The organism is Pseudomonas sp. GW821-FHT01E10, assembly GCF_059422365.1.
The window spans coordinates 40,665-63,954 of the sequence record NZ_JBWKWT010000020.1 but is presented as its reverse complement, the minus strand read 5'-3'; the positions used below and the strand labels follow the sequence as shown (position 1 = coordinate 63,954).

Below are 23,290 nucleotides of genomic sequence, written 5' to 3'. Positions count from 1 at the left end.
GAATGCAACAGACTCTAAATACTACGCTGCTAATCATCGGCGGCGGCCCTGGCGGCTATGTGACGGCGATCCGTGCCGGTCAATTGGGCATTTCGACCATTCTGGTGGAAGGCCAATCGTTGGGCGGCACCTGCCTGAACATCGGCTGCATTCCGTCCAAGGCGTTGATCCACGTCGCCGAACAGTTCCATCAGACACAGCACCACAGCCAATACTCGGCGCTGGGCATCAGCGTATCGGCGCCGACCCTGGACATCGGCAAAAGCGTCGAGTGGAAGGACGGCATCGTTGATCGCCTGACCACTGGCGTCTCCGCGCTATTAAAGAAGCACAAGGTCCAGGTCATCCACGGCTGGGCGAAAGTGATCGACGGCAAAACCGTTGAGGTCGGCGACACGCGGATTCAGTGCGAGCACCTGGTGCTGGCCACCGGTTCGACAAGCGTCAACCTGCCGATGCTGCCGATTGGCGGGCCGATCATCTCCTCCACTGAAGCCCTGGCGCCGAAAAGCGTGCCGAAACGGTTGGTTGTGGTCGGTGGCGGTTACATCGGTCTGGAGCTGGGGATTGCTTATCGCAAGCTCGGCGCCGAGGTCAGCGTAGTCGAGGCGCAGGATCGTATTCTGCCGGCCTACGATGCCGAACTGACCCATCCGGTGCACGAAGCACTCAAACAACTCGATGTGAAGCTTTACTTGAAGCACAGCGTTGAAGGCTTTGATTCACAAAGAAATTCCCTGCAAGTTCGCGACCCGAACGGCGATATCCTGAATCTAGCGACCGATCAGGTGCTGGTGGCCGTCGGTCGCAAACCCAACACCCAGGGCTGGAACCTCGAAACCTTGAACCTGGACATGAACGGTTCGGCAATCAAGATCGACAACCGTTGCCAGACCAGCATGCGCAACGTCTACGCCATCGGCGACCTCAGCGGCGAACCGATGCTCGCCCACCGGGCTATGGCCCAGGGCGAGATGGTTGCCGAACTGATCAGCGGCAAACACCGCGAATTCAACCCGACCGCCATCGCCGCCGTGTGCTTCACCGACCCGGAACTGGTGGTGGTCGGCAAGACCCCGGACGAGGCCAAGGCTGCGGGGCTGGACTGCATCGTGTCCAGCTTCCCGTTCGCCGCCAATGGCCGGGCGATGACACTGGAGTCCAAAAGCGGCTTCGTTCGGGTCGTGGCGCGGCGTGACAATCATCTGATTATTGGCTGGCAGGCGGTGGGTGTGGGTGTTTCGGAGTTGTCGACGGCGTTCGGTCAGAGCCTGGAAATGGGCGCCCGACTGGAAGACATCGCCGGCACCATTCACGCGCATCCGACGCTCGGCGAGGCGGTGCAGGAAGCGGCGCTGCGTGCGTTGGGGCATGCCCTGCACCTTTAAAGACTAACGCAACCCTTGGTAGCAGCTGCCTCGCGGTGCTCGACAGCTGCTACAACGAGGTGCATCGATGGTCGCGGAGTTCGTAATCCGGGCTGCGATTTAGGCCCGGAATGAAGTATTGTTGTCCCCATCCAGAAAAATGTCAGAAGCCTTGAACCGTTTCGACGGTTGTTAAGTGATAGAGGGTGTCATGGGTAACGAAAGCATCAATTGGGACAAGCTGGGTTTTGACTACATCAAGACAGACAAGCGCTATCTATCGCACTGGCGTAATGGCGAGTGGGACAAAGGCACCCTGACCGAAGATAACGTGCTGCACATCAGCGAAGGCTCGACTGCCCTTCACTATGGCCAGCAGTGCTTCGAAGGCCTGAAGGCCTACCGTTGCAAGGACGGTTCGATCAACCTGTTCCGCCCGGACCAGAACGCCGCCCGCATGCAACGCAGCTGCGCGCGCCTGCTGATGCCGCAAGTGTCCACCGAACAGTTCATCGAAGCGTGCAAGGACGTGGTCCGCGCCAACGAACGTTTCATTCCGCCTTACGGCACCGGCGGCGCGCTGTACCTGCGTCCGTTCGTGATCGGCGTGGGTGACAACATCGGCGTGCGTACCGCACCCGAGTTCATCTTCTCGATCTTCTGCATCCCGGTCGGCGCCTACTTCAAGGGCGGCCTGACCCCACACAACTTCCAGATCTCCAGCTACGACCGTGCCGCTCCACAAGGCACCGGCGCGGCCAAGGTCGGTGGCAACTACGCCGCCAGCCTGATGCCAGGCTCCCAGGCCAAGAAGGCGCACTTCGCCGACGCCATCTACCTGGACCCGATGACCCACACCAAAATCGAAGAAGTCGGCTCGGCCAACTTCTTCGGGATCACCCACGACAACAAGTTCGTCACCCCGAACTCCCCTTCGGTGTTGCCGGGCATCACCCGTCTGTCGTTGATCGAACTGGCCAAGACCCGTCTGGGCCTGGAAGTGGTTGAAGGTGACGTGTTCATCGACAAGCTGTCCGACTTCAAGGAAGCCGGTGCATGCGGTACTGCCGCGGTGATCACCCCGATCGGCGGCATCAGCTACAACGACAAGCTGCACGTGTTCCACAGCGAAACCGAAGTCGGTCCGGTCACCCAGAAGCTCTACAAAGAGCTGACCGGTGTACAGACCGGCGACATCGAAGCGCCAGCGGGCTGGATCGTCAAGGTTTGATCTGACGCCACAGTCCGTTTGAACACAAAAGCCCGGCCATCACATTGAAGGCCGGGCTTTTTTTCGCCCGCGTTTCGTGCAAAACGCCACTAGACTTGCCACGTGCAACCGCCATCAACAGGTGCCACCACAACCATGGATAAATTCTGGCGAAAGTATCTGGCCTTGCTGGAAACCGACTTCACCACGCAGGTGTTCGACAACATCAAGAACCTGCTGGTGTGCGCCCTGTTGTTCGCGGCGGGCACCAACGCGTTGCGAGGCGGTCATCAACTGTTTATGGGATTGCTCGCCTCAAACCTTGCCGGCTGGGGGTTGATTGCAATATCAGCACTGTTGATGCTGCTCAGTGTCAGCGACGGCTTGCGCCGGCTGTCCAGGTTGCCGTATCACACGGCGTTCCAGATCATCCTGGGTCTGGTTTACCTGGTGCTGGCGGTGCGGGTGGTGGAGATCGTCTGGGATTTCAGAGCGTAGCGGTCACGGCACGAGGTGTCTGCCAACTCAGATCATCCTGAGCAATCCGGGCAAATAACCACTCTACAAAGATCCGCGTGTGCGCCGTCACGTCCGGCGCAACACCGTAGTAATAACGCGGCAACGGCATGCGCAACTCGGGTAACGGGCAGATCAGGCGTCCGCTCGAGATATGGCTGCCCAGCAAAGAGGTCGGGCACAGGGCAATGCCCTGTCCATCCACTGCGGCCTGAAGCACCAGGTGCATGTGATCAAACTGCCGGGTGACCTGAGTGGCTGACTGGCTTTGACCAAAGTGCATGGCCCAATTGTGCCAGTCTTCGCGACGGGCCTTGGCGGTCAGTAATGTATGCCGACTCAGGGACGTGAGGTCTTCAAGTGGCAGGCGCTCGATCAGCGCAGGGGCCGCGACCAGCAACAGTTCGTCTTCGAACAGCGCTCGCGCCTCAATCGCCGGTGCCCAATCGTCACGACCACGGCGAATGACGATATCGAACCCGTCGCGTGTCTGATCGGGTGCCTGGGTCTGGGTGATCACCTGCGGTTTGATGCCGGGGTGCCGCGCAACGAAATCCGCCAGCCTGGGCGTCAGCCAAAGCATGGCGAAGGACGGACGCACATTGATCTTCACCGTAGGCAGCGAGGCATGCTGCTTGAGCGCAGTGGCGGCATTGGCGATCTGCGACAGCCCGGCGCTGACCTGCTCATAAAAGCGCTGGCCGGCCGGCGTCAGCACCGATTGACGGATACGCCGCTCGAACAGCAGCACCCCCAGGTATTCCTCGAGCAATTTGATATGCCGGCTGACGGCACTGTGGCTGACATGCAGCTCTTCGGCCGCCAGGCTGAAGCTCTGATGACGAGCAGCAACGGCGAAGGCGCGAACAGCATTAAGAGGCGGTAGTGGATTCATGCGTCTAATTTAGTCACCTATGCGCTGTAATTAAAGCGTTTGTCACGCCCTCCTCGCCACGCCAATCTGCCAGCACGCAGCCAATGCCACCTGACGGAGCAAGCCATGAACAGTTACGGACTCTTTGTACTCTTCGCCACCCTGACCATTTTGAGCCCGGGACCTGGTGTGGTCCTGACCCTGTCCAACGCGGTGCGCCATGGTTGGAGGGGGGCCGTGCCGGGCATTCTGGGGATCGCGTCGGGGGCGTTTGTGGTCGCCGCCATCAGCGCCACCAGTGTTGGCCTGATACTCAGCACCTCGGCGAACGCCTTTACCGCGTTGAAATACGCAGGGGCTGGCTATTTGTTGTACCTGGGCTACAAAAGCTGGCGCTCGGATCGTTTCAGCACGCTGCTTGAAACACGCCCCTCAAGCCCGGGTTATCGCTTCCTTGAAGCGGCTTCGATGCAGCTTCTGAACCCCAAGGCGGTGTTTTTCTTTTTGGCGGTGTTCCCGCAATTCATCGACACTTCGGCGCACTTCTACAGCCAGTTCATCAAGCTGGTCGCCTCCTACGGCGTACTGGTGATCCTGGTGCATGGCAGCTATGCCTTGCTCGCCAATGCCGCCAAAGGCTGGTTGTCGAGCCCGAAAGGTTCCTGGCTGACCGCAAAAGTTTCGGGCGTGACCTTCGCCGGTTTTGGCGTGCTCATGGCCTCGGCCAGTCGCTAAGTCGCAGGACTGGCGATCGCGCGGCGCCTGTTCCCGGTGGACGTGAGTGGCGCTGTCATTCCCTGAATCGGCAGTTCAACGGCGAACCGGTGACCGAGTTCCTTTCGCCCCACCGCCGTCAACGCCAACGCCCGACTGTCCAGATCCTGCGTCACCCATTGGCGTTTGATCGCCGTTTGCAGCAACGCCGCGCCCAAGGCACCGCCCAGGTGCGGCCGACGCATGCTCCAGTCCAGGCACGGGCAGGCAAAGCGGCGGCGCAAAGTGCCGAGGTCTTTGACGTCGATGCCCAATCCTTCGAACAACGCTTCACCACTGTCGCTCAATCGATAAGCCTGCTCATCGGTTTGCAGCAACCACCCCGCGTCGATCATCCGGTCATGCAGCACCACTGCCAACGTGCCGGCCATGTGGTCGTAGCAGGTGCGGGCGAATTGCAGGCGGTCCGGGGTGCGCGGGTTGAACGTCGGCACGGCGTTCTGGCCGATCACCATCAGTGCTTCGAGTGCCTGGGCCACGCGTTTGTCCGCGAGGCTGTAATAGCGATGGCGGCCCTGAACGTGCAAACGCACCAGCGCCAGTTCCTTGAGCTTGGCCAGGTGTGCGCTGGCGGTCGAGGCGCTGACTTCGGCAACCGCCGCCAGCTCGGTGCTGGTGCGGGCATGGCCGTCCATCAGCGAGCAGAGGATTTTCGTCCGCGCAGGCTCTGCAATCGCTGCCGCCACTTGAGAGATGCCAACGTCGTGTTGCTCTGCGTTCATATTTCGCTCCCGGACGAATCAAGGCCCCTTCGGACTGGAGATAGTAGCAACACTTTTCAACCATCGATAAGGCTGCGACCCATGGACCCGATCATCGCTGCGACTCACGCCGATCCTTACCCCTACTACGCGCAACTGCGTGCCGAGGGTGGATTGGTTTTTCATCAGGGACTGAAACTGTGGGTGGCCAGCAGCGCCCGAGCGGTCGCCGCCGTGCTGGCGCATCCGGATTGTCATGTGCGGCCGGCGCATGAGCCGGTGCCCAAGGCAATTGCTCAGGACATGGCGGGCAAAGTGTTCGGTCAGCTAATGCGGATGAACGAGGGTGAGCGGCAGCGTTGCCCGAGGGCAGCGATTGAGCCGGGGCTGACGCTGATTGATGGGAATGACGTCAATTCACTGGTCAGCGCTCGGTTGATTACCCCTGGAGCCGATGGGTTGTACGCGGCGATGTTTCGCGGGCCGGTCTGTGTAGTGGCGACGTTGCTGGGCTTTTCTCCGGCTCAGGGCCGGGCCATCAGCGAGCTGACCGCTGACTTCATCGCCTGCCTGTCACCCCTCAGCGACCAGGCCCAACTGGACGCTGCCCATGTTGCGGCAGAACAGCTGAAGGGATATTTCATCGAGCTTCTGGCTGATCCGAACAATCGAAGCACCCTGCTCGCCGGTATCCGGCAGCGCTTCGCCACCTCGACCGACCCGGAAACCTTGATCGCAACCTGATCGGCCTGTTCTCCCAGACCTACGAAGCCACCGCTGGGCTGATCGGCAATGCGCTACTGGCGTTGAGCCGAAACCCGCAGATCGACCCAACTCAAGCCAACGACCTGATCGCCGAAGTGCAGCGCTTCGATCCTTCGGTACAGAACACCCGCCGCTTCGTCGCAGCGCCCTGCGAAATCGACGGCGTGAACCTGAACCCCGGCGACGTCATTCTGGTGCTGCTGGCCTCGGCCAATCGTGATCTGCTGCTCAATGACGATCCCGATACATTCCTGCTCGAACGCCCAAACCGCCGCAGCTTCACCTTCGGCGCCGGCCGTCATCAATGCCCAGGGCAGGTGCTGGCCTTGAGCATTGCCCGCGCGACGCTGACTCAGATCCTGATAATGAAACCGGCTTTGGATCGGTTGACCTGGCACTACCGCCCTTCCCTTAACGGGCGCATTCCGCTCTTTGCCTGAAAAACACCTCAAGCGTTGCGATATTCGACCGTCAGGTGAGACAACTCATGAACCGGCGCCAGACGTTCGCGGATGGCGTCGGCACTGACGCTCGCCGTAGCCACGACACTGACAATTGCGGCTCGCGCCTGGGGCCCGACTTGCCAGACATGAAGGTCACTGATGCGGACATCGTCCGTCGATTCAAGCAGCTCACGAATTTCGGCGGCGACGTGCTCGTCGGTGGCGTCGAGCAATACCGCGGCGCTATCGCGCATCAAGCCATAGGCCCATTTCGCGATAACAAGGGCTCCGACGACGCCTATCACCGGGTCCAGCCAGACCCAACCCAAATAGCGCCCGGCCAACAATGCCGCGATAGCCAGTACCGACGTCAATGCATCGGCCAGCACATGGACATACGCCGAGCGCAGGTTGTTGTCGTGATGGTGACCGTGGTTATGGTTGTGATGATCATGACCGTGATCCCCATGGTTGCCCGCCAGCAGCAATGCGCTGACGACATTCACCGCCAGCCCCACCACCGCAATCACCGTCGCTTCGGTGAAAGCCACGGTGATAGGTTGAAACAGCCGCAGGATCGATTCGCCGGCGATGCCGATCGACACCAGGCCCAGCACCATGGCAGAAGCAAAAGCCGCCAGGTCCCCGACCTTGCCGGTACCGAAGCTGAAGCGCGAATTGTTGGCGTGTCGCCTGGCAAAACTGTAGGCCGCCGCGGCAATGCCCAAGGCCACGGCGTGGGTCGCCATATGAAAGCCGTCCGCCAGTAACGCCATGGAGCCGGTGATATAACCAGCGGCAATCTCGCCAATCATCATCACGAACGTCAGCGCCACCACCCACAACGTGCGGCGAGCATTTTCATCGTGGGCGGCCCCCAGAAACAGATGGTCGTGAGTAAAGCGCGAAGCCTGAGGTGTCAGTGTCATGGGGCAGGCCTCTATTTCGAGTAACGGCGGATGGCTTGCAACAAGTCTTCCACGCCTTCGGCGCGTGCTTCGTCGCTGAGGCCGGGACGTGCCACATGTTCACGGGCGTGGGCGTCGATGAACTGGTCCATCAGACCATTGACCGCACCGCGAATTGCCGCAACCAAGTGCAGGGTTTTGGCGCACTCGGCATCGGACTCCAACGCCCGCTCCACCGCCTGGACCTGACCGGCAATGCGCCGGACGCGATTGAGCAAATCGTCTTTGTGTTCGTGGATGTGCGACATACCTATACCCCCTACCCCTATTTAGGCGGGCATAGTTACCGATATTGCCAGGGCTGGCAAGTCGGGTTGACTGCGTCATGGCTCATCGGCTTGTATCGCGGTAATAGCGGCTGAATTGTGGCGAGGGAGCTTGCTCCCGCTCGGGTGCGCAGCAGCCGCAAAACTGGCGAGTGGAGATTCCCTGACACGCCGCATGCACAGGTTTCAGGGTCGCTGCGCAACCCAACGGGGGCAAGCCCCCTCGCCACAGATAGCAAAAACCCCGCTCTCTCCTCTCAGAAACAGCGGGGTTAATCATTTCAATTCACTCGCCCATCAATCATCCCGCGTCAGCACTTCCAGCAATTCAATCTCGAAAATCAGATTCGAATTCGGCGTAATCGCCCCCATCGAGCGCTCGCCGTAGGCCAGGTGCGCCGGCACCAGCAGCTTGCGCTTACCGCCGACCTGCATGCCCATGATTCCCTGGTCCCAGCCCTTGATTACCCGCCCGGTGCCAATCACGCATTGGAAAGGCTTGCCCCGGCTGTAGGAGGAGTCGAACTCAGTGCCGTCTTCCAGCCACCCACGATATTGGGTGGTGATCAGCGCGCCTTTGACGGCGACTTTGCCGTCGCCCACTTCAAGGTCGATTACCTGCAACTCATCTTTCATTACATTCACTCTATCTGTGCGCTTGCCCGAACGGGCTTGATGGGCGCCGTTTTCCCAGAAATGCGGGCCGTTGGCAACCGTTTCGCTCTGTATCCGGCAGTGGTCGTGAACTAATATACCCGCCACCTTCCCCACGGTTCGATACGCCATGAGCGCAATTCCTCAATGAGTCAGCTCTGGACCGACGTCACCATCGGCTCGCTGACCCTTGCCCTGATCGTCGCGCTGATTTGGCGCGATCGATCGCTGCAAAAGCAGTTGGCCGAGTGCCGTGCGCTGATCGATAGCCTCACCGAGGGACAAAGTATCCACCAGGAAGGCGACGCCGAGCGCTTCAAACGCAGCCAATACTTCGCCCGCATCGGCACCTGGGACTGGGAGGTTGATACCGACAAACTCTATTGGTCGGATGCAATCTACGGGATGTTCGGATTCAAGATCGGCGAGGTGACGCCCTCCTACGCCCTGTTCTGTTCCTGTGTGCACCCGGACGACCGGGTCAAGGTCCGCGCCGGTGAATTGCGTTGCCTGGAAACCGGCGAAAACCACGACGAGGAATACCGCGTGGTCTGGCCGGACGGCAGCATCCGCTGGCTGCGGGAGACCGGCAATGTGGTCAAGAATGAGCATGACGCAACGATCAAGATGATGGGCGTGGTCCGCGACATCACCGAGGAAAAAGCCTCCGCCAGCTACCTGCAACACCTGGCCCATTACGACCCGCTGACCGGCCTGCCCAATCGCCTGGTACTCGAAGAGCGCCTGTCCGCTGCCCTGGAACACGCCCGCCTCAGCGCCACGCGGGTGGCACTGGTATTTGTCGACCTCAATGGTTTCAAGGCGATCAACGACCACTATGGCCATGCCGCCGGCGACCGCGTGCTGATCACCACCGCGACACGCCTGAAGAAGATCCTGCGTTCAACCGACACCGTCGCCCGGATCGGTGGCGACGAGTTCGTGGTCATCCTCCAAGGCCTTCCCCAAGGCAACAGCCTGCAAGACGAAGCCCGCAGCATCTGCCAGAAAATCTTCATCGAACTCGCACCGCCGGTGACCATCGGCAACGACCAGCGCCACATCGGCAGCAGCCTTGGGGTTGCGGTGTTCCCGGACCATGCGCCGAGCATGGACCGGTTGATTCACATTGCCGACCTGGCGATGTATGAGGCCAAGCGCAGCGGGAATAATCAGTATCGGTTGGGGAACATCAGCCCGATACGCGTACACAGCGAATAGCCTTGGGTAAACGCCGCGTCTCTGGGTCGGCAGCATTGATCCGCTTCATGCATCAATACATACCAACTATGCAATTAACATATCGATGTCCCTGCTCCACTATCCACCCCAATAAGAACCGTGCACCGCGTCCAGGCAGTGCACGTCATAAAAGCGGTGGAGTACACGTCAATGACAGCATCAATCCATTCCGGTCGCTCCCGGACCAGTGCGATTTTCCGAGTGACCTCGGGCAACTTCCTCGAGCAATTCGATTTCTTCCTTTTCGGCTTCTATGCCACGCAGATCGCTGCCGTATTTTTCCCTGCCAGCAGCGAGTTTGCGTCCCTGATGATGACGTTCGCGGTGTTCGGCGCCGGCTTCCTGATGCGTCCGTTGGGCGCCGTGATACTGGGCGCATACATCGATGATGTGGGGCGCCGCAAAGGGCTGATCGTCACCCTGTCGATCATGGCCAGCGGTACGATTCTGATTGTGCTGGTGCCCGGATACGAAACCATCGGGCTGTTCGCCCCGGCCATCGTGCTGATCGGCCGATTGCTGCAAGGCTTCTCGGCCGGTGCGGAACTGGGCGGTGTATCGGTGTACCTCGCGGAGATCGCCACTCCCGGCAACAAAGGTTTCTTCACCAGTTGGCAATCCGCGAGCCAGCAAGTGGCGATCATCGTCGCGGCGGCTTTGGGCTATGGTCTGAACCAATGGATGGCGCCGACGATGATTGCCGATTGGGGATGGCGGATTCCGTTTTTCGTCGGCTGCATGATCGTGCCTTTCATCTTCTTCCTGCGCCGTAACCTGGAAGAAACCGAAGAGTTCACCGCCCGTAAACACCGGCCAAGCATGGGCGACGTGTTCCGCACCCTGGGACAGAACTGGGTCATCGTGTTCGCCGGGATGATGATGGTCGCCCTGACCACTACCGCGTTCTATCTGATCACCGTGTACGCGCCGACCTTCGGCAAAACCGTGCTGCACCTGAATACCTCCGATGCGCTGTTGGTGACCTTGCTGGTGGGCGTTTCGAATTTTTTCTGGTTGCCGATTGGCGGCGCGCTTTCAGATCGCATCGGTCGTCGCCCGGTACTGATCGCCATGGCGTTGCTGACGTTAGCCACGGCCTACCCAGCGCTGACCTATCTGGTGCAAGCACCGAGTTTCATCAACATGCTGTTGGTGCTGCTGTGGCTGTCGTTCATTTATGGCTTGTACAACGGCGCAATGATCGCCGCACTGACGGAAATCATGCCGGTCGAGGTTCGGGTCGCAGGTTTCTCTTTGGCTTATAGCCTGGCGACGGCGGTGTTCGGCGGTTTCACACCGGCCATATCGACCTTCCTGATCCAGTACACCGGCGATAAGGCCGCACCCGGTTACTGGATGAGTTTCGCCGCGTTCTGTGCCCTGTGCGCGACGCTGTTTCTCTATCGCCGTGCCTCTGGCCGCCTGCAACCGGCCGTGTCGTGAACCACCCAACCTCTAACTGCGAGAGCTACTTGATGAAAAGGTTTTTCAACTTTACCGCCCTGGCCCTGGTGGCCAGTCTCGGTCTGAGTTCGATCGCCCAGGCTGAAGAAATCCGTGTAATGACCTCCGGTGGTTTCACGGCGGCCTACAAAATCCTCGGTCCGAAATTCGCCGAGTCTAGCGGCAACACCCTGGACACCGCCCTCGGTCCATCCATGGGAAAGGCCCCGGAAGCGATTCCCAATCGTCTGGCCCGCGGTGAGAAAGCCGACGTGGTCATCATGGTCGGCTATGCCCTCGACGACCTGATCAAGCAAGGCAAAGTCGATCCCGCTTCACGGGTCGAACTGGCGGATTCGCGGATCGGCATGGTGGTGCGTGAAGGTGCGCCGAAGCCGGACATCAGCTCGGTGGAAGGCCTGAAAAAAACCCTGCTCGACGCCAAGTCAGTCGCCTACTCCGACAGTGCCAGCGGCGTGTATATCGAGGATCAACTGTTCAAGCGTCTGGGCATCGAAAACCAGCTCAAACCCAAATCGAAGATGATCCCGAAAATCCCGGTGGGCTCGGTGGTTGCCACCGGCGATTATCAACTGGGCTTCCAGCAGGTCAGCGAATTGCTACCAGTGCCTGGGGTAAGTTTTGTGGCGAAAATTCCGGAATCGGTGCAATCGGTCACCCGTTTCGCCGCCGGTATTCCGGTCAATGCGCAACACCCGGCCGAGGCCAAGGCGCTGCTTGCGTACCTGGCCTCCAGCGCAGCCCAGCCGGACGTAAAAGCGACGGGGCTGGACTCAGTCAGCCACTGACCGAAGGTTGCTGGACTTTCATTTCCACTACAAGACGCTCCAACGCCAATGCCGCCGGGGTTAACGTACGACCCCGGCGCTTGATCAACCCGACATTGCGCATCACCTGCGGATCGGTCAACGGTACCCGCGTCAGAATCGGGTGGTCCGCCGCCGGCATCGCCATCAACGGCACGGCAGCCACGCCCAACCCGGCCTCCACCAGACCGATCATGGTCGTCACATGACGGGTTTCGCAGATGCTCGGCCGCTGCGGCACCACGCCAGCCAGCGCTTGATCCAGCAAAAAGCGATTGCCCGAAGTCTTGTCCAGCGAGATGTAATCCTGCTGATAAAACTCATCCCATGTCACGCTGCTGCGTCCTGCAAGGGGGTGATCTCGTCTGCACGCCACCACATAACCTTCCTGCACCAGCGGCTCGAATTCGACTTCGGCTTCCAGGGTGCCCATGAAGCTCAGGCCAAAGTCCGCTTCACCGTTGACCACGGCACTCAATACCTCGTGAGCACTGGAGTCGAGCACCTTGACCTTGATCCGCGGAAATTGCCGATGGTAGTGGGCGATCACACGCGGCATGAAGTAGTACGCCGCCGACGGCACACAGGCGACGGTGACATGCCCGAGCCGGGTCGAGGCGACTTCGCTGATACCCAGTAGCGCCACGTCCAGGTCATCCAGCAGGCGTTCGACGCTGGGCATGAAACCACGCCCGGCCTGAGTCAGGCTGACCCGGCGAGTCGTGCGTTCGAACAATTTCACGCCCAGAGCGTCTTCGAGCTTTTCGATCCGCCGGCTGAGGGCTGGTTGGGAGATGCGTACGGTGTCCGCAGCCTTACGAAAGCTGCCCTGCTCCACCACGGCGCGAAAGGCTTGCAGATCGTTAAGGTCGAAGTTGATGGTCATGGTGCGCACTCGGGAACGAACAGTTTGATCAGCTTATCCTATGAATGTCACTAATTGATGCTAAATGTAACGACATCTTGGGTGCCTACAAAATTGCCATCGCGAGGCCCAAACATTTTCGTTCATGGCTGACGCATCCGGCTCCAGCCTTTATCCTTATCGCCCCCGCCGTATCGAGTTTTTGGAGTTTCACATGCCCCATGAAGGCAACCTGTTACAAGCCGCTGTCGTCTTTTTGTTCGCGGCGGTGCTCGCCGTTCCCTTGGCCAAGCGCCTGCAATTGGGGGCGGTGCTCGGCTATCTGTTTGCCGGGGTGATCATCGGGCCGTCGGTGCTGGGTTTGATCGGTAATCCACAAAGCGTCAGCCACATCTCCGAACTCGGGGTGGTGTTGTTGCTGTTCATCATCGGCCTCGAGCTGTCGCCGCGACGTTTGTGGGTGATGCGCAAATCGGTGTTCGGCGTGGGCCTGGCACAGGTGCTGCTGACCGGTTCGGTGATTGGTGTGCTGGCATTGTTCGTGTTCGGCCAGTCCCTGAACAGTGCCATCGTGTTGGGCCTCGGCCTGGCGTTGTCGTCCACCGCGTTTGGCTTGCAAAGCCTGGCCGAGCGCAAGGAGCTGACCAGCCCCCATGGGCGGTTGGCGTTCGCGATTTTGCTGTTCCAGGACATCGCCGCGATCCCGTTGATCGCGATGGTGCCGTTGCTGGCCGGCGGTGATCACACCAGCAGCGCGGCCGAAGATTTGAACCATGGCTTGCGGGTGCTGGGCAGCATCGCGGTGGTGGTGATCGGCGGGCGTTATCTGTTGCGCCCGGTGTTTCGCGTGGTGGCCAAGACCGGTCTGCCGGAGGTGTCCACCGCCACCGCATTGCTGGTGGTGATCGGTACGGCGTGGCTGATGGATCTGGTGGGCGTGTCCATGGCACTCGGCGCGTTCCTCGCCGGTTTGCTGCTGGCGGACTCCGAATACCGTCACGAACTGGAAGCGCAGATCGAACCGTTCAAGGGCCTGCTGCTGGGGCTGTTTTTCATCAGCGTCGGCATGGGTGCCAACTTGAGTCTGCTGCTCAGTGCGCCGGTCGTGGTGCTGGGGCTGACCCTGCTGCTGATCGCCATCAAGCTGCCGCTGCTGTTTGTGGTCGGTCGACTGGCCGGGGGCTTGGGCAAGGTCAATGCGATTCGTTTGGGGATCGTGCTGGCGGCCGGTGGTGAGTTTGCCTTCGTGGTGTTCAAGATCGGTCGGGACCAGGGCTTGTTCGAACCGCGCCTGTACGACTTGCTGGTGCTGACCATCACCCTGTCGATGGCGCTGACGCCGCTGTTGCTGCTGGCCTGCGCAAGACTGGTCAAACCCAAGGTGCAACCGGTGGAGGTGCCGCAGAAGTTCCGCGAAATCGACGCCGACACGCCCCGCGTGGTCATCGCGGGCATGGGCCGCATGGGTCAGATCGTGGCGCGGATTCTGCGGGCGCAGAACATCAAGTTCATCGCCCTCGACACCTCGGTGGAAACCATCGAACTGTCCCGCAGCTTCGGCGGCGTGCCGGTGTTCTACGGCGACCCGATGCGCCCGGAAATCCTCAGCGCGGCCAAGGTCGAGCAAGCGGAGTTCTTTGTGATCGCCACCGATGATCCGGACACCAACATCAAGACGGCCGAGGTGGTGCACAAGCTGTATCCGCACATCAAAATCATCGCCCGTGCCCGTAACCGTCAGCATGTGCACCGCTTGGTGGATGTCGGGGCGCAGGCGGTGCGGGAAACCTATTACTCCAGCCTGGAAATGACCCGGCGCACCCTCGTTGGACTGGGGCTGACCCAAGCCCAGGCGGATGCGCGGATCAAGCGCTTTACCCATCACGACGAACAGGTGCTGGAGGCTCAGCACGCGGTGTATGACGATGCGGCCAAGGTGATGCAGACGGCGCAGGAAGCGCGGGCGGAACTGGCGAAGTTGTTTGAATCGGATCAGCTGGAAGAGCAAGCGGGCAAGGTTTGAGGTGACAGTGATGACTTCATCGCGAGCAAGCTCGCGATGAACGATAACGCAGTGTTCGAGGCAGCCCGAACGTCCAGGGAAACTTATCGCTGACGCTCGTTGACACCCGCACCAAAGCCCTTGGGCAGCATGCGCGTGAGCGTGTTGTCGCGAACCCAGTAGTGATGGACCAACCCCGCCGCCGCGTGCAAACCGATCAGCCAGTAACCGGCACTGCCGAGCCACTCATGCCAATGCTTGAATTGCTTGGCCAGCACGGGATCAACCGCCACCGGCGCCGGCAGGAAGAAATCGAAATACGGCATTGGCTTGCCGCCGGCGGCCAGCATCAACCAGGCCAATAGCGGTGTTGCAATCATCAGCACATACAGCGCCAGGTGCATGAGGTGCGAGACGCCGGTCTGCCAGGTTGACAGAGCCGGGGTAATCGGTGGCCGGGGGGTGAGGCGCCCGAGCAGGCGGACCCAGACCAACGCAAAAATGCTCAATCCGAATAAGCCGTGAAGCCCCAGAAAAAGGCCCCTCAAATCACTTCCACGGGGCAGTAGCCCTTTGATCTCGATGCAGCCATAAACGCCGACGAACAGCGCCAACATCAGCCAGTGCAAGGTGATCGAGAGTTTTCCATACCGGTGTACTGCTGAATCTCGGGTCATACAGAGCCTCTTGAAGATCGGTGGCGGCTGCCGACTCATTTCGTGCAGCCTGGATCCGGTTTCGTCGAACCGACCGGCGCCACCCTGCCTGTCCAGTCTTAAGACAATCTGAAGATAACCTTCAGACTTCGTTAAGAATCGCCTTTGATACTCCCCCCCAACTGACTCGGGGAGGCGTTCTTGCCCATGCACGATTTTGACTGGAACATCCCTCTGCCCCTGCACTTCGGTCAAGCCGAAACCTCGCAGATGAGTCTGGTCAGGGCCTTGCCAGACGATGCCCAGCGACCCGTCTTCGAAGCTTTTATCCAGCAGCGTTTTCGCAAGGCCCATGGCGCCGATATCCGCCATTTCATGCCACAACTGTTCGGCCTGAGCGATGAGTCCGACACGCTGTGTGCGGTGGCCGGCTTACGACTGGCCAGTGCCGAACCCTTGTTTCTGGAGCGTTACCTGGACGAGGCGATCGATCCGCTGATCAGCGCCGCTGCCGGCCAACCGGTGGACCGGGCCGGGATTGTCGAGGTCGGTAACCTCGCAGCCAGCGATACCGGTAGCGCGCGGCTGAGCATCGTCGCCATCACCTATCTGTTGGCCATGGGCGGGCTGGAATGGGTGGCGTTCACCGGCAACATCGGGCTGGTAAACAGTTTTCATCGCCTGGGTTTGAAGCCGGTGACGCTCTGCGCCGCCGATCCCGAGCGGTTGGGCGACGACCGTCACCACTGGGGCAGTTATTACGAGAGCCAGCCATGGGTGCATGTCGGCAACATCCGCGCCGGCTTCATTCATTTGCGCAACATCGGCCTGTTCAATCGCCTGGGGCTGCCAACCTCCCTTGAGGAGTCCAGCCATGTCGCCTGAAATGGAGCGTTTCAAACAAACCCTGCGCCATCACGCCGAACACAAAGGCAACGCCGTCGCTCTGTGGGGCGATCAGTTGAAACTCGACTACGCCACGCTGTACGCCGAGGTCACGGATCGCCAACAGCGTCTTCGTGATGAGCACGTCAAAGTGGTCGCGCTGGCTCTGGACAACGGTACCGAGGCGATGCTCTGGGACCTGGCCATCCTGTTCGAAGGCCTGACCTGCCTGACGTTGCCGCCCTTCTTCAGCCCGGCACAACGCATTCATTGCCTGCAACAGAGCCAGGCCGAACGGGTGATTGCCGAGCCGGAACTGGACGCCGAACTGCAAGGGGCCGGCTATGAACACACAGGCGAATTCTGGCGTCGTTCCTTCAGCGGCCCGAACCTAATCCCCGAAGGCACCGCCAAACTCACCTTCACTTCCGGCACCACCGGCACACCCAAAGGTGTATGCCTGAGCGCCGAAAGCGTTTTGCGAGTGGCCCGTGAACTGGATCAGGCGAGCAAGCCCACCCATCCGCGACATCACTTGGCACTGCTGCCCCTGGCGATCCTGCTGGAAAACCTCGGCTGTTATGCTGCGCTGTATGCCGGCGCGACCCTCAGCGTGCCGAGCCAGAAAACCCTGGGCATTCAGGGGGCCAGCGGTGTCGATGTGCCGCGCTTGTTGGGGTGTCTGGCCTCCCGCGCGCCCGAGAGCTTGATCCTGGTGCCACAGTTGCTGCTGATGCTGCTCAGCGCCGCCGAGCAAAAAGCGTTCAACTCCCAATCGTTGCGTTTTGCCGCCGTGGGCGGTGCGCGGGTTTCCGAAGAACTGCTGCATCGTGCCCAACGCATCGGCATGCCGGTGTATGAAGGTTACGGGTTGTCAGAATGTGCGTCGGTGGTGTGCCTCAATCGCCCCGGAGCACACCGCCCCGGCAGCGTCGGCCGGCCCCTGCCCCATGTAGAAATTCGCCTGGCCGACGACGGCGAAGTGCTGGTCAAGGGCTCGATCCTGCTCGGCTATCTGGGGCAAGCACCCTACCACGATGAATGGTGGCCGACCGGCGATCTCGGCGAGTTCGACCCGGAAGGCTTTCTCTACCTCAACGGGCGCAAGAAACATCAGTTCATCACCAGTTTCGGCCGCAACGTCAACCCGGAATGGGTCGAGGCCGAACTCACCCAGCGTCGCCACATCGCTCAGGCGTTCGTCTACGGCGAAGCGATGCCGAGCAACCACGCCCTGCTCTGGCCCCATCGACCGGACTGCACCGATGAAGAGCTGGCCACCGCCGTGGCCCAGGCCAATGAGGCCTTGCCCGATTACGCCCAGGTTCATCACTGGACCCGTCTCGATCAACCCTTCACCCCCGCCAACGGCCTGCTGACCGCCAATGGCCGACCGCGCCGCGATGCCATTGTCGAGCGTTACCGGGCGCTGCTCACTGAATCCGTTTTCCCCGAGGTATCTGCACCATGAGTTTTTTCGACACGCTGCAAGAAGCCACCTATCAAGAACGCCACGAGCTGTTCAATCTGCCGATCATCCGCGATGCCCTTGAGGGCAACGTGAGCCTGGACAGCTACCGCGCCTTCCTCACCCAGGCCTACTACCATGTGCGCCATACCGTGCCGTTGATGATGGCGTGCGGCGCACGTCTGCCGCAGCGTCTGGAATGGCTGCGCAAAGCGGTGTGCGAGTACATCGAGGACGAATACGGCCATGAACAGTGGGTGCTCGACGACATCGCAGCCTGTGGCGGCGACAAAGAAGCCGTCCGTGACGGTCGTCCATCGCTGCCGATCGAGTTGATGGTCAGCTTTCTTTACGACCTGATTGCCCGGGACAACCCGGTGGGCCTGTTTGGCATGGTCAACGTGCTGGAAGGCACCAGCATCGCCCTGGCCACCCACGCGGCCGGCAGCATCCGCGAACGCCTGGCGCTGCCGGAGACCGCCTTCAGCTACCTGAGCTCCCACGGCTCACTGGATATCGAACACATGCAGACCTACCGCCGCTTGATGAACCTGCTCGAAGACCCGGCCGACCAGGCTGCGGTGATTCATACCTCGAAGGTCGTGTACACGCTCTACACCGACATGTTCCGTGGCCTGCCGCGCGATGGGGAGAATCTGCATGCGCCCGTCTGAGGCACGCGTGGTATTGACCGGCGCCAGTGGCGGCATCGGCCTGGCCATCGCTGGCACCCTGTGTGCCAGTGGTGCACACGTATTGGCCGTGGCCCGGCATCGAGAGTCGCTGGAGCCCTTGCTCGAGCGCTACCCGGAGCAGTTGCGCTGGGTCGGGGCGGACCTGACCCTGCCCGACGACCGGCGCAAAGTGCTGGCGGCGGCCGAGGCCATCGGCGGCATCAACCTGCTGATCAATGCCGCGGGCGTCAATCACTTCGCCATGCTCGAACAGCTCGATGACAGCGAGATCAACGCCATGCTCGCGGTGAACGTCGGCGCGCCGATCAGCCTGACCAGGCTGTTGCTGCCGCTGCTCAGGCAGGCCGAGAGTGCCATGGTGGTGAACGTCGGTTCGACCTACGGCTCCATCGGCTACCCCGGTTACGCCAGCTATTGCGCCACCAAGTTTGCCCTGCGCGGTTTCTCCGAAGCCCTGCGCCGGGAACTGGCCGATACCCGGATCAACGTGCTCTATGTCGCTCCCCGGGCAACCCATACCAGCATGAACAGCGCGGCGGCCCAAGCGCTGAACGATGCGCTCAAAGCCAATGTCGACGACCCGCAAACCGTTGCCTCGGCGGTCATCCACGCCATTGCCGGTGACCGTCGCGACTTGTACCTGGGCTGGCCGGAACGCTTTTTCGTGCGCCTGAACAGTCTGTTGCCGCATCTGGTGGACCGTGGCTTGCGCAAGCAATTGCCGCTGATCCGTCGCCTGAGTCAGAAGCCCGATAAGGAGAGCCTCAAACCATGAAGAAAATTCTCGCCTGCTTGCTGTTCGGGGTACTGAGCCAAAGCGTCTGGGCACTGGACGCCGCCGATCAGCAGCGCCTCAATGCCATCCAACAAAGCTGGGCGCACATCCAGTACGAATTGCCTGCCGAACAGCGCAGCGCCGCCTTCGAAAAACTCGCAGCCCAGGCCTCGGCGTTCACCCGGGAACGCCAGTCCCTGGCCGAAGCGTGGATCTGGTCCGGCATCGTCACCAGCAGTTGGGCCGGCGCCCAGGGTGGCCTCGGTGCCCTGAGCAAGGCCAAGGCCGCCAAAGTCGATCTGGAAAAAGCCCTGGCCATCGATCCCAAGGCCCTGCAAGGCTCGGCCTACACCAGCCTCGCGGCGCTGTATGATCGGGTGCCCGGCTGGCCTATCGGTTTCGGCGACGCCGACAAGGCCGAAAAACTGTTGAAGCAGGCCTTGGACCTGAACCCGACCGGCATCGACAGCCTGTACTTCTGGGGTGATCACCTTTACCGTCAAAAGCGCTATGGTGAAGCTCGGGATGCACTGCAAAAAGCCCTGCACGCCGCGCCCCGTCCTGGCCGGGAAAGCGCCGACGCCGGGCGTCGCAAAGAGATCGAAGCATTACTGGGTGATGTGAACAAGAAACTCGACTGACAGGAGTCCCGTGTGCGCTTATTACTGATCGAGGATGACGTAGCCCTTGGCGAGGGCATTCATCAGGCCCTGGGCCGTGAGGGTTACACCGTCGACTGGCTGCAGGACGGCAGCAACGCCTTGCATTCACTGCTCAGCGAAACCTTCGATGTGGCCGTGCTCGACCTCGGCCTGCCGCGCATGGACGGTTTGGAAGTGCTGCGCCGCTTGCGTGACAGCGGCTCGAACCTGCCGGTGCTGATCCTCACCTCCCGGGATGCCACTGAAGACCGCATCGCCGGGCTGGATGCCGGCGCCGACGATTACCTGGTTAAACCCTTCGATCTGGCCGAACTCAAGGCTCGCCTGCGAGCTTTGTTGCGCCGCAGTGCCGGTCGCGCGCAAGTGCTGATCGAACACGCTGGCATCTGCCTGAACCCCGGCACCCAGCAAGTCAGCTATCAGGGCGAACCGGTGGCGCTGACGCCCAAGGAATATCAACTGCTCCATGAATTGCTCTCGCCTCCGGGCCGGGTCATGACCCGCGATCACCTGATGCAACTGCTTTACGGCTGGAACGAAGAAGCCGAAAGCAACACCCTGGAAGTGCACATCCATCACTTGCGCAAGAAGTTCTCCACCGACCTGATCCGCACCATTCGTGGGGTGGGTTATCTGGTGGAGGAGCGTCGATGACTTCGATCCGGCGTCGAACCCTGACGCTGATCATCGGCCTGATGCTGACGGGGTTGGCAATCCTCAGCGTGTTCAACCTGCACGACAGCAATCACGAAATCGCCGAAGTCTACGACGCCCAACTGGCGCAGAACGCCCGGCTGCTGCAGGGTGTGATGCGCATGCCGCTGGCCAGCCATGAACACGCCGAACTGTATCAAGCGTTCAACAAGGCCTTGAGTGAAGCGGTGCCGGGCGTTGATGGTCACCCCTATGAAGGCAAAATTGCCTTTCAGGTGTGGAATAGCAAAGGCGAAGTGCTGGTGCACACCGCCAGCGCCCCCTCCTTCACCGTGCCGCCGACGACACATGGTTTCAGCGATGTGGTGGATTTGAGCAGCCGTCATTGGCGGGTGTTCGTGCTCGAAGACAAAGAGAATGACCTGCGCATCTGGGTCGGTGAACGGGACGACGTGCGTGCAGACCTGGTCGACCGGATCGTGCGTCACACCCTGTGGCCCAATGTGCTGGGCAGCCTGATGCTGGCGGCCATGGTCTGGCTGGCCATTGGCTGGGGGCTCAAACCCCTGGCCGATATGGCGGTAACGTTGCGGGCACGGCACAGCGGTTCTCTGGAGCCGTTGCAACTGACCCCGTTGCCCAGCGAACTGGAACCGATGCAAGCGGCGCTCAATCGGATGCTCGCGCAAATTCAAGAGGTGCTTGGCCGTGAGCGGCGCTTCATCGCCGACGCCGCCCACGAATTACGTACGCCACTGGCCGTGTTGCGGGTGCATGCGCAAAACCTGCTGGAAGCCGGCACGGAACAGGAGCGTCGTGAGTCCCTGGCGTTTCTGATTGCCGGGGTCGACCGCGCCAGCCGTCTGGTCAATCAATTGCTGACCATGGCGCGTCTCGAACCCAAGGCCGTGACGCCGGTGCTGCACAGCATCGACCTGAGTGAAACCGTGCGCGCCAGCCTGGCCCAGCTCACACCCTGGCTGCTGAGCAGGAACCTGGAACTGGCTTTCGACGCCGAGGACCGACCTTTCAAAGTCCTCGCCGACGCCGGCACCATCGACATCGCCCTGAACAACCTGGTCACCAACGCAGCGAATTTTTCGCCGGAGCATGGCGTCATCACCGTGCAATTGAGCCAGGATGACGGGTTCTACAACTTGAGCGTCCAGGACCAGGGACCGGGCATCGACGAAGCGGATCGCGCACGATTGTTCGAACGCTTTTACAGCCGTGGAAACACCGGCGGCGCGGGCCTGGGGCTGGCCATCGTCAACACCATCGCGACCCAGCTGGGTGGGCGGATTACCCTGGTCAATCCGCCAGAAGGTGGGTTGCGGGCGACGCTGTCCATTCCTGTTGACCAGCACCATTGAACACTCTGTGGCGAGGGAGCTTGCTCCCGCTGGGCTACGTAGCGGCCCCAAAATCTGAACAATCGCCGATTTTTGTGAGTGCTACGCACTCAAGCGGGAGCAAGCTCCCTCGCCACAGGTTTCTCACTGACTCAAGATTCCATTACCCGAGCGAGGCTAGCCCGCGAAGAACGATAACGCGGTGTGCCAGACCTGACGCCTTCGCAGGCAAGTCGGATCGCCGCACCGCTCGTTCCTACAAAGGAATGGAGCCTCGCAGCAGAGCCTGCTCACGCTCACACAACTCCACCACGTAATCCCACAACACCCGCAGCCGCACCGATTTGTGCAGCTCGCGCCGCGTACTGATCCAATAACTGCGCTGGATGCTTTCGTCCGGCAGCAACGGCACCAGTTCAGGATCGGCGCTGGCCATGTAGCACGGCAGCACGGCGATCCCCAGGCCCGAGCGTGCGGCCTGTTGTTGGGCGATGACGCTGGTGCTGTGAAACACCACCTGTGGATTGCGGCAGAAGCTGTTGAGGAACATCAGTTCCTGGCTGAATAACAAGTCGTCGACGTAGCCGATCCACGCGTGGCGGCCGAGGTCTTCGCGGCTGCGCAGCGGTGGCGAGCGGTCCAGATAGGCTTGGCTGGCGTAGAGCGCCAGTCGATAGTCGGTGAGTTTGCGGGTGACCAGCATGTCGGCGGCCGGGCGTTCCAGGTGAATGCTGATCTCCGCTTCACGGTTGAGGATGCTGACGAAGCGCGGCACCGCCACCAGTTCCACTTCCAGCCCCGGATAGCGTTCGAACAAGCCGTTCATGCGGCTGGCGAGGAACATGATGCCCAGCCCCTCCGTTACCCCGACGCGGATCTTGCCCAGCGGCGCGGTGGATTGGGTGATTTCTTCCTGGGCCAGCAACGCGACGTTTTCCATGGCCTCGGCATGCTTGAGCAGCGCTTCGCCGGCCGGGGTCAATTCGTAGCCCTGGGCATGCTGGACGAACAGCGCGGTGCCGAGGCTTTTTTCGATGGCCTCGATGTGCCGGGCCACGGTGGCGTGGGTGGTGTTCAAGCGGCGGGCGGCGGTCAGCAAGCGGCCGCTGCGCTGCAATTCGAGAAAAAACCGCAGGTCATTCCAGTCGAACATGAACCATCCTTGAGGCGATGCCGTTAACCACGCTATTTAAAAACGCACAGCGGCTGCGCAAAAACTAACATTC

The 23,290-nt window shown here is 60.9% G+C and carries 23 protein-coding genes and 1 pseudogene; 16 read left to right on the top strand and 8 right to left on the bottom strand.

Going from position 1 to position 23,290, the window contains the following annotated elements; all coding sequences use genetic code 11:
• Window positions 1–2: 2 nt before the first annotated feature.
• From lpdA to AC07V0_RS25220, 3 genes are all read left to right on the top strand, one after another.
• Entirely contained in the window at window positions 3–1,388 is a 1,386-nt protein-coding gene (gene lpdA, locus AC07V0_RS25230) for a dihydrolipoyl dehydrogenase (protein ID WP_477742948.1), read from the top strand.
• A 190-nt stretch (window positions 1,389–1,578) separates the two neighbouring features.
• Window positions 1,579–2,598, top strand: a complete 1,020-nt coding sequence (locus AC07V0_RS25225; protein ID WP_018929727.1) for a branched-chain amino acid aminotransferase — start codon at window positions 1,579–1,581, stop codon at window positions 2,596–2,598.
• A gap of 135 nt (window positions 2,599–2,733) precedes the next feature.
• The gene (locus AC07V0_RS25220) at window positions 2,734–3,075 is read left to right on the top strand and encodes a hypothetical protein (RefSeq protein ID WP_018929728.1); all 342 of its coding nucleotides are present in this window, start codon (window positions 2,734–2,736) and stop codon (window positions 3,073–3,075) included.
• Here the strand turns inward: AC07V0_RS25220 and AC07V0_RS25215 are convergent.
• Window positions 3,065–3,988, bottom strand: a complete 924-nt coding sequence (locus AC07V0_RS25215) for a LysR substrate-binding domain-containing protein (RefSeq protein ID WP_495020033.1) — start codon at window positions 3,986–3,988, stop codon at window positions 3,065–3,067. The genes AC07V0_RS25220 and AC07V0_RS25215 overlap by 11 nt on opposite strands.
• A 105-nt stretch (window positions 3,989–4,093) precedes the next feature.
• Here AC07V0_RS25215 and AC07V0_RS25210 point away from each other — a divergent pair, with 105 nt between their 5' ends.
• Window positions 4,094–4,702: a LysE family translocator gene (locus AC07V0_RS25210; protein ID WP_477742947.1), complete on the top strand. Its 609-nt coding sequence runs from the start codon at window positions 4,094–4,096 to the stop codon at window positions 4,700–4,702.
• On the opposite strand, the gene AC07V0_RS25205 is transcribed toward AC07V0_RS25210, so the two are convergent.
• Window positions 4,699–5,463 (bottom strand): ArsR/SmtB family transcription factor, encoded by a 765-nt coding sequence (locus AC07V0_RS25205; protein WP_111453480.1) that lies wholly within the window; start codon window positions 5,461–5,463, stop codon window positions 4,699–4,701. The genes AC07V0_RS25210 and AC07V0_RS25205 overlap by 4 nt on opposite strands.
• A gap of 81 nt (window positions 5,464–5,544) precedes the next feature.
• Here AC07V0_RS25205 and AC07V0_RS25200 point away from each other — a divergent pair.
• Window positions 5,545–6,647 (top strand): annotated as a pseudogene (locus AC07V0_RS25200) (cytochrome P450).
• Window positions 6,648–6,655: 8 nt separating this feature from the next.
• On the opposite strand, the gene dmeF reads toward AC07V0_RS25200, so the two are convergent.
• The 3 genes from dmeF to AC07V0_RS25185 all read right to left on the bottom strand — a co-directional run bounded on the left by dmeF (window position 6,656) and on the right by AC07V0_RS25185 (window position 8,520).
• Complete coding sequence (dmeF, locus tag AC07V0_RS25195; protein WP_495020032.1) at window positions 6,656–7,579, bottom strand: CDF family Co(II)/Ni(II) efflux transporter DmeF; 924 nt, start codon at window positions 7,577–7,579, stop codon at window positions 6,656–6,658.
• Window positions 7,580–7,590: 11 nt separating this feature from the next.
• Window positions 7,591–7,866 (bottom strand): metal/formaldehyde-sensitive transcriptional repressor, encoded by a 276-nt coding sequence (locus AC07V0_RS25190; RefSeq protein WP_019648873.1) that lies wholly within the window; start codon window positions 7,864–7,866, stop codon window positions 7,591–7,593.
• A gap of 315 nt (window positions 7,867–8,181) precedes the next feature.
• Complete coding sequence (locus AC07V0_RS25185) at window positions 8,182–8,520, bottom strand: FKBP-type peptidyl-prolyl cis-trans isomerase (RefSeq protein WP_495020045.1); 339 nt, start codon at window positions 8,518–8,520, stop codon at window positions 8,182–8,184.
• A 165-nt stretch (window positions 8,521–8,685) separates the two neighbouring features.
• On the opposite strand from AC07V0_RS25185, the gene AC07V0_RS25180 reads away from it, so the two are divergent.
• The 3 genes from AC07V0_RS25180 to AC07V0_RS25170 all read left to right on the top strand — a co-directional run bounded on the left by AC07V0_RS25180 (window position 8,686) and on the right by AC07V0_RS25170 (window position 12,032).
• On the top strand, window positions 8,686–9,759 hold the full coding sequence (locus AC07V0_RS25180; RefSeq protein WP_018929735.1) for a sensor domain-containing diguanylate cyclase: 1,074 nt from the start codon (window positions 8,686–8,688) through the stop codon (window positions 9,757–9,759).
• Between the two features lie 171 nt (window positions 9,760–9,930).
• Window positions 9,931–11,223 carry an MFS transporter gene (locus AC07V0_RS25175; RefSeq protein ID WP_018929736.1) on the top strand — a complete coding sequence of 431 codons (1,293 nt, stop codon included), beginning with the start codon at window positions 9,931–9,933 and terminating at the stop codon, window positions 11,221–11,223.
• 32 nt (window positions 11,224–11,255) lie between these two features.
• The gene (locus AC07V0_RS25170) at window positions 11,256–12,032 is read left to right on the top strand and encodes a substrate-binding domain-containing protein (RefSeq protein WP_019579429.1); all 777 of its coding nucleotides are present in this window, start codon (window positions 11,256–11,258) and stop codon (window positions 12,030–12,032) included.
• Here the strand turns inward: AC07V0_RS25170 and AC07V0_RS25165 are convergent.
• Window positions 12,022–12,936 (bottom strand): LysR family transcriptional regulator, encoded by a 915-nt coding sequence (locus tag AC07V0_RS25165; protein ID WP_018929738.1) that lies wholly within the window; start codon window positions 12,934–12,936, stop codon window positions 12,022–12,024. The genes AC07V0_RS25170 and AC07V0_RS25165 overlap by 11 nt on opposite strands.
• Before the next feature lie 193 nt (window positions 12,937–13,129).
• On the opposite strand from AC07V0_RS25165, the gene AC07V0_RS25160 reads away from it, so the two are divergent.
• Window positions 13,130–14,938, top strand: coding sequence for a monovalent cation:proton antiporter-2 (CPA2) family protein (locus tag AC07V0_RS25160; RefSeq protein ID WP_018929739.1), 1,809 nt, complete (start codon window positions 13,130–13,132; stop codon window positions 14,936–14,938).
• Window positions 14,939–15,021: 83 nt separating this feature from the next.
• On the opposite strand, the gene AC07V0_RS25155 is transcribed toward AC07V0_RS25160, so the two are convergent.
• Window positions 15,022–15,594 carry a cytochrome b gene (locus AC07V0_RS25155; RefSeq protein WP_064618341.1) on the bottom strand — a complete coding sequence of 191 codons (573 nt, stop codon included), beginning with the start codon at window positions 15,592–15,594 and terminating at the stop codon, window positions 15,022–15,024.
• A gap of 186 nt (window positions 15,595–15,780) precedes the next feature.
• On the opposite strand from AC07V0_RS25155, the gene AC07V0_RS25150 reads away from it, so the two are divergent.
• Genes AC07V0_RS25150 through AC07V0_RS25120 form a run of 7 tightly spaced genes read left to right on the top strand, consistent with a single transcriptional unit; the run spans window position 15,781 to window position 22,085 of the window.
• Window positions 15,781–16,458, top strand: coding sequence for a thermostable hemolysin (locus AC07V0_RS25150; protein WP_018929741.1), 678 nt, complete (start codon window positions 15,781–15,783; stop codon window positions 16,456–16,458).
• A complete protein-coding gene (locus AC07V0_RS25145; RefSeq protein WP_495020031.1) occupies window positions 16,448–17,929 on the top strand; it encodes an AMP-binding protein in 1,482 nt (493 codons plus the stop codon). The genes AC07V0_RS25150 and AC07V0_RS25145 overlap by 11 nt, the downstream gene beginning before the upstream one ends.
• Window positions 17,926–18,600: an iron-containing redox enzyme family protein gene (locus AC07V0_RS25140; RefSeq protein WP_495020030.1), complete on the top strand. Its 675-nt coding sequence runs from the start codon at window positions 17,926–17,928 to the stop codon at window positions 18,598–18,600. The genes AC07V0_RS25145 and AC07V0_RS25140 overlap by 4 nt, the downstream gene beginning before the upstream one ends.
• Window positions 18,587–19,396, top strand: a complete 810-nt coding sequence (locus AC07V0_RS25135) for an SDR family oxidoreductase (RefSeq protein ID WP_018929744.1) — start codon at window positions 18,587–18,589, stop codon at window positions 19,394–19,396. The genes AC07V0_RS25140 and AC07V0_RS25135 overlap by 14 nt, the downstream gene beginning before the upstream one ends.
• Window positions 19,393–20,037 carry a tetratricopeptide repeat protein gene (locus tag AC07V0_RS25130; RefSeq protein ID WP_018929745.1) on the top strand — a complete coding sequence of 215 codons (645 nt, stop codon included), beginning with the start codon at window positions 19,393–19,395 and terminating at the stop codon, window positions 20,035–20,037. The genes AC07V0_RS25135 and AC07V0_RS25130 overlap by 4 nt, the downstream gene beginning before the upstream one ends.
• 12 nt (window positions 20,038–20,049) lie before the next feature.
• Window positions 20,050–20,712 (top strand): response regulator, encoded by a 663-nt coding sequence (locus tag AC07V0_RS25125; protein WP_018929746.1) that lies wholly within the window; start codon window positions 20,050–20,052, stop codon window positions 20,710–20,712.
• Entirely contained in the window at window positions 20,709–22,085 is a 1,377-nt protein-coding gene (locus AC07V0_RS25120; protein ID WP_495020029.1) for a sensor histidine kinase, read from the top strand. Before AC07V0_RS25125 ends, AC07V0_RS25120 begins: the two co-directional genes overlap by 4 nt.
• 235 nt (window positions 22,086–22,320) lie before the next feature.
• Here the strand turns inward: AC07V0_RS25120 and AC07V0_RS25115 are convergent, their stop codons facing one another.
• Window positions 22,321–23,217: a LysR family transcriptional regulator gene (locus AC07V0_RS25115; RefSeq protein WP_018929748.1), complete on the bottom strand. Its 897-nt coding sequence runs from the start codon at window positions 23,215–23,217 to the stop codon at window positions 22,321–22,323.
• Window positions 23,218–23,290 lie beyond the last annotated feature (73 nt).